A 5,926-nucleotide genomic window follows, 5' to 3' on the forward strand; every position below is an offset into this window, starting at 1 on the left:
CTCGGTGACGGCCGAGTGAATGTGGGCCTGGGTGCTCTGCCGCACCGCGGTCACGGGGCGGTCGACCTGAGGGCCACCATGGAGCAGTGGCTGGCTTCAAACCCATTCCTCCGGAATAGGTTTGGGGAATTCCTCCGGAATTCTCGCACGTCCCGGAATGTGGTGCAGGTGCGCTCGGCGGCTACGGGTCTCGGTGGTGACAAGAGGTCAAAAGCCTGTGGGTGCCTGCCCGCACGGCTCCGCAGTGCGGGCAGGCCGAGTCCGGAAAGCACCTGCGGCATTACTCGACACACCGTCACAGGCAACTACGCACCAACAAGAGGGCGGGGTGATCGGAGGGTAAATCGCGTGCCTCATTCTCGATCGTAGCTAAGAACTGGACTCATCGCACACCACCCTGCATCACTAAAAGTCCTGGGTAGAGACCGTTAATTTCGTTGGTCCCCGCCGAATGCTCAGACGTACGGCATGTGTGGTGAATCAGCGAACCTGCGCAGTACTCAACCAACCTGCGCAGTGCACCCCTGCTCCCAGTTTTTACAGACGGCGACGCTGGCGCCCTCACCCCCCCGACAGCATGCGATGCCACCTCAGTTAGCAGAGCCTGAGGGAGACTTCGGGATGCTCCGGCAGTTCTTCACCCCATCGTGTGGCTCGTCCTGCCTGCGCATTGCTCAGATAGGTCGGCCGTCCTCCACTGAAGGAGAAGGCGGCCTGCCTGCGGCCTCGCCTTGGATCGACAGAGGGGGCGGGGTGCATCCGCGTCACGTGAGCGTGCGATTCGTGGGACCCGACGGGGGCATAGCCCAGCTGCCGTGGCGGACTAGGGCCGGGGAGTTCCGGCCCATGGAGTACCCGGCCGTACGCGGGTTCTCCGTACGGCGCGGACGGCTGCTGGCTCCGGGATGGTGGTGGTCCGCGACCACCGGCCGTCTCATCGGATACGGGAGCGCTGCGATGCGGGACGCGGTCATGCTGCTCGACCGAGATCCGCAGGTGGTGGGCATCGCATGCCGGCCGGTGGAGTTCGTGTGGCAAGAGCACGGAAGGCTTGTCACCCATGCCCCTGACCTGGCCGTGGCTCTGACCGGCGGCACGGTGCACCTTGTGGATTGCCCCGGACGCGGCGGCCCCTCCAGGCGACTCGCAGGCCGGGCCCGGGTAGTTGAAGCGTGTGCTCGGGAAGCAGGCTGGGAGCACCGGTTCGCGGTTGCTGCGGATCCGGTGGTCACGGCCAACGCACGGTGGCTGTCGGGCTACCGGCATCCCCGGTGCTCCGTCGGAATCTCGGCCGCCCGGCTGCGGCGGGCATTCCCCGTGCCCACCGCGCTGGGCACGGGCGCGCTCCGGCTCGGGGATCCGATCGCGACGCTCCCTGCCGTCTACCACCAGCTGTGGCACAGCCTGCTGACCATGGACTGGGACCGTCCCCTGAACGAGGAGACCCTCGTGACTGCCAGCCCTACCGGGCGATGCTGGGGAGGGGAACGATGAAGCGGGTGGTGGACGTCGTCAAGGTCGGTGACCGAATCCGGTTCGAGGACCGGGTCCATGTCCTGGCCGGCCTCGACGGGACTCGCTGCAGGCTGCTCGCTGAGGGAGACGCCAGCGTGCGGGTGCTGCTGCTCACCCAGGTCCTCGGAGCTCCGGACTTCGATGTCCTGGACCAACCCCCCTCCGCACGCCGGCGAGTACCTGTCCACGGCCCGCTGGACGGGCTCGGCCCCGAAGTCCGTGAGAAGGCCCTGGCCTGGGAGCGGCACATCCTGGAAGTCGAGACCGGGCACGTCGGCCCTCGCCAGGACTGGCCGCCCCGGCCCGGGTACGACCCGGCCGTGCACTCGCTCGCCGAGCGGGAGGCGGCCAAGGCCGCCGAGCTGACCGCGGCCGGCCAGGCCATCAGTGTGGCCACGGTGCGCAGGATGCGGGCCCGCTACCGCAAGGAAGGGGTGTGGGGGCTCGTCGACGGCCGCAGGAAGCGGGAGCGGTCGGTGTTCGGCCAGGCCGACCCTCGGGTGGTCGCCGCGATCACAGGGGCGCTGACAGAGCAGCGAGGGCGGTCTACCGGGACGCTGAGCCGGCTGCGGCGGCAGGTGGCCTGGGTGCTGCAGGACATCCACGGCCCCGAGGGCGTGGCCGTGCCCCCCGTGGCCACGTTCAACCGCCTGGCGCGGGCCGTCGCCGAGCAGCAGGGGCTGGCACTGACCGCAGTCGGCGAGCGGCGCAGGGCCTCTCGGCCCGTGCCGGTGTTCACACCGACGCACGCAATGGCACCCGGTGAGCTGGTGATGATGGACAGCACGCTGCTGGACGTGATGGTCGTGTGCGAGGACGGGCGGGCGCGCCGGCCGGAGCTGACGATGGCGGTGGACGTGGCCACCCGCAGCATCACCGCGGCCGTCCTGCGTCCCAAGGGAACCAAGGCGGTCGACGCGGCCGTGCTCCTCGCGCAGACGCTCGTGCCGCAGCCGATGCGACCGCACTGGCTCCAGTACCTGTCCATGGCCGCCTCCGTCATTCCCCACACCCGGCTCGTCTCCATCGACACCCGCATGCAGGGTGCGGCAGCCAGACCGGTGATCCGGCCGACGACCGTGGTCATCGACCAGGGCAAGGTGTTCGTCTCCCGCTGCTTCCTCGCCGCCGCCGAGCACCTGGGGATTTCCGTCCAGCCGTGCCCGCCCGCGTCCGGGCACGCCAAAGGACAGGTAGAGCGGGGGTTCGGAGCGATCGGAACCCTGTTCGCGCAGTACGTCGCCGGATACACCGGCAACAGCATCGCCACGCGCGGCAGCAACGTGGAGGACGAGGCGTGCTGGACGCTGCCCCAGCTACAGGACCTCCTCGACGAATGGGTCGTCTGCGCGGGTGGCAGGAACGCCGCCACGAGCGCCTGCGGCACCCCCTCATGCCCCGTCTGGCACTCACGCCCAACGAGATGTGGGCCGCGCTCGTCGGTATCGCCGGACATGTCCCCGTCCCGTTGACCGCAGCCGACTGGATCGAGCTGCTGCCCTCCAGGCGGTGCGCGATCGGCGACGAGGGCATCCGGTTCGAGCACCGCACCTACGACGGGCCCGCACTCAACGCGCACCGCCACCGCTCCACGGCGACGGATGGCAAGTGGGAGGTCCACCACAACCCCTACGAGCCGTGGCAGTGCTGGGTCAGACTCCCCCACGGCTGGGAGTCTGTCCCTTGGATCCATCAAGGGCTGGTGTCCAGGCCGTTCACCGACACCACCTGGCGACACATTCGCAGCGTGGTCAAACAGCGCGAAGGCAGGGCCGAACACGAGGAACAACTCGCCCGCCACCTCGACGAACTCCTACGCCGCGCACACACCGCGGACACAGGCGTCAGCCACGTCGCAGGCTCCCGCCCAGGCGAAACCACCCCGAGAGCCCCGGGCGCGGCAGACGCTGCCAGCGGCGAGCCCAGCCCAACCGGCTGGCCCGCACGCTCACGCCGCAAAACGCACACAGATCGCACAAAGCAACGCAACGCGCAGGCACCTCTGCCGGGCAGTCCCGCCCGGCAGGTCCCGCACATGGACGAGGACTCCGGCACCACCCCTGACATCGCCGACTCCGTGACGTCGGCAGCGGCCTGGAGCGTCTTCGACGCACACCAGGAGGCGCAGCAGTGGTGACGCCCCCCGGCCACGAGACACACGACGAGCCGTATGCCTCCCCCACCACCTGGCGCGAGTGGACGCAGTTCGTCGACACCGAACCACCCTGCCTGCCCGGGACCGGCCCTTGGAGCGCCGAGCAACGCCTGGACTACCACTCCCGGTTCGTGATCCTGTCCACCCCCACCATGGCCAGGATCTCCCTTACCCTGCGCCGACTGATGATTCTCAACCGGCGGCACAACGGCACCGCCCGCCGGGGACTGCTGATCTCCGGGCCGCCGACCACGGGAAAGACCACCACCCTGCAGCAGCTCGGCCGGTCCTTCCACCTTGCCGACCGGGCCCGCCACGACGGCTTCGGCGAGCGACTGCCGGTGGTCTTCCTGTCCGTGCCACCCGCCGCGACCCCGAAGATGCTCGTCTCCGAACTGGCCCGATTCCTCGACCTGCCCATCGGCAAGGCGATGAACCAAGTGCGGATCACCGACATCGTCTGCGCCGCCCTGCACGATCTGGCGACCCAACTCGTCCTGGTCGACGACGTCCATCTGCTCAACACTCGCACCCGCACTGGTGCCGAAACTTCCGACCAAATGAAGCACCTCAGCGAACGCATCCCCGCCACCTTCGTCTATGCCGGCGTCGCCATCGAGGCATCCCCGCTCCTGACGGGAAGCCGCGGCGCGCAGTTGGCCGGGCGGTTCAAGATGGTGCGCAATCCACCCCTGTCGTACGGGAGCACCGCGCAGCGCACCGCCTGGGAAGGCCTGGTCTGCGGCATGGATCAAGCTCTGCGCCTCCAAGCACACCGCCCCGACACCCTCACCCGGCACGCCCCCTACCTCCACCAACGCACCGGCGGCAGGATCGGCAGCCTGTCCGCGCTCGTCCGGGAAGCCGCCATCGCCGCTATCCTCGACGGCAGCGAGAAGATCACCAAGCGGCTCCTCGACGACATCGATCTCGATGAACTCGCCGAACAGGCCACGCGTCCACCGGCACGGGCCTGACATGACCCGCGCGCACCGTACTCTCCCGCGCCCCAGCATCTGGCGCGTGGCGCCCTTGCAGTGGGAGACCACTACCTCCTACGTCCAGCGCCTGGCACGCCGACATCACCTGAGCACCCTAGAACTGCTTCACGCCCTCGGTATCCCCTGGCCGACAGCCAATGCCGAATGCACCAAGCCGCACGGCCCCTACACCAGCATCGAGCTGTACCTCAATGCCCCCAGCCGCTGCCTGATCGCCGCTTTCGCCGGCATCCCCGACGAACACCTCGCCCACGCGCTTCCCGAATGGAACCGCTATCGCGACAAGCCCGACCCCCAGACCGCTCGTGCCCGGCTCCGACTCGCCTCCGCTCACGCCGTCACCGGTTGCCCCCGCTGTACCCTCGCCCGCACCAGCGATCCCCACCCCGTCTCCCAGTACCTCCCCGACACCCACCTCATCTGCCGCCGCCACCACACCTGGATGCTCGGCCGCCACACCCTCGCCGGCATCCCACTGCTGGTCGAGCACGCCGACCTCGCCCGCACCCCCGAAATCCTCGCCGCCCACCACATGCACCTCCGCTTCCTCCGGCGCTGGGGCGCAGCCGCCGACCATGCCCTCGCACTGGCCATGAACCTCACGGAGACGTGGCGGCGCGTCGCACCGACAGAGGAACGCATGTGGTCCGCACGCGCTCGCCGCATCGGCAACAACAAGCGCACTCGCCTCTGGTACGCCCTCGCCCGGGAAGCGATCACCTACCCCGAGACCATCGCCCTCGCCCAATTCTTCGCCCGCCACCCCCGCACGCTCCTCGCCCGCGAACGCCATGGACGCACCCATCCCCTCCACACCGCCGTCGCCGCTCTCCTGGGCCGGCCCTGGCTCGAGGACCCAGCCTTGTACCCGGACCAGTTCGACATCCGCATGAGATACACACCCGGCCGCCATCCCTACCCCCGCGGCCGGTGGCCCTACCGGCACAACCCGTACGGGCCAGGTTCCACCGAACTCACCGAACTCGGCTACCAACCACCCCGCCCAAGAGCGAAACTTCACGGACCACAGGGCCGGTAATCTCCAGCAGCTGCCGCTGCGAGCCCGTGCAGGACAGCATCTGACGTGCGTAACTATGTTCGATTAGTGTGGTGTGCTGGACAGATCAACATCGGAATCGGGAGACTGATGGCATGGCGTCTGAGCTTGCTCCGCTTTGACGGACACCATTGGTGTGGTGGTCAGGCTGCGATTGCGGTCTCGTACTCGGCGGGGCTGAGGTAGCCGAGGCTGCTG

5 protein-coding genes are annotated in these 5,926 nt (G+C 68.8%); all 5 read left to right on the plus strand.

Going from position 1 to position 5,926, the window contains the following annotated elements:
- Positions 1-621 precede the first annotated feature (621 nt).
- Genes ABZ441_RS33355 through ABZ441_RS33375 form a run of 5 tightly spaced genes read left to right on the plus strand, consistent with a single transcriptional unit; the run spans position 622 to position 5,710 of the window.
- Positions 622-1,494 (plus strand): TnsA-like heteromeric transposase endonuclease subunit, encoded by an 873-nt coding sequence (locus ABZ441_RS33355; protein ID WP_358981134.1) that lies wholly within the window; start codon positions 622-624, stop codon positions 1,492-1,494.
- Positions 1,491-2,987, plus strand: coding sequence for a hypothetical protein (locus ABZ441_RS33360; RefSeq protein WP_358981136.1), 1,497 nt, complete (start codon positions 1,491-1,493; stop codon positions 2,985-2,987). Before ABZ441_RS33355 ends, ABZ441_RS33360 begins: the two co-directional genes overlap by 4 nt.
- The gene (locus ABZ441_RS33365) at positions 2,909-3,652 is read left to right on the plus strand and encodes a hypothetical protein (RefSeq protein WP_358981138.1); all 744 of its coding nucleotides are present in this window, start codon (positions 2,909-2,911) and stop codon (positions 3,650-3,652) included. The genes ABZ441_RS33360 and ABZ441_RS33365 overlap by 79 nt, the downstream gene beginning before the upstream one ends.
- On the plus strand, positions 3,646-4,647 hold the full coding sequence (locus tag ABZ441_RS33370) for a TniB family NTP-binding protein (RefSeq protein WP_358981140.1): 1,002 nt from the start codon (positions 3,646-3,648) through the stop codon (positions 4,645-4,647). The genes ABZ441_RS33365 and ABZ441_RS33370 overlap by 7 nt, the downstream gene beginning before the upstream one ends.
- Positions 4,648-4,693: 46 nt before the next feature.
- A complete protein-coding gene (locus tag ABZ441_RS33375) occupies positions 4,694-5,710 on the plus strand; it encodes a hypothetical protein (RefSeq protein ID WP_358981143.1) in 1,017 nt (338 codons plus the stop codon).
- The last annotated feature ends 216 nt before the right edge of the window (positions 5,711-5,926 follow it).

The sequence above is a fragment of the Streptomyces sp. NPDC005752 genome, assembly GCF_040630715.1.
Taxonomy (GTDB): domain Bacteria; phylum Actinomycetota; class Actinomycetes; order Streptomycetales; family Streptomycetaceae; genus Streptomyces.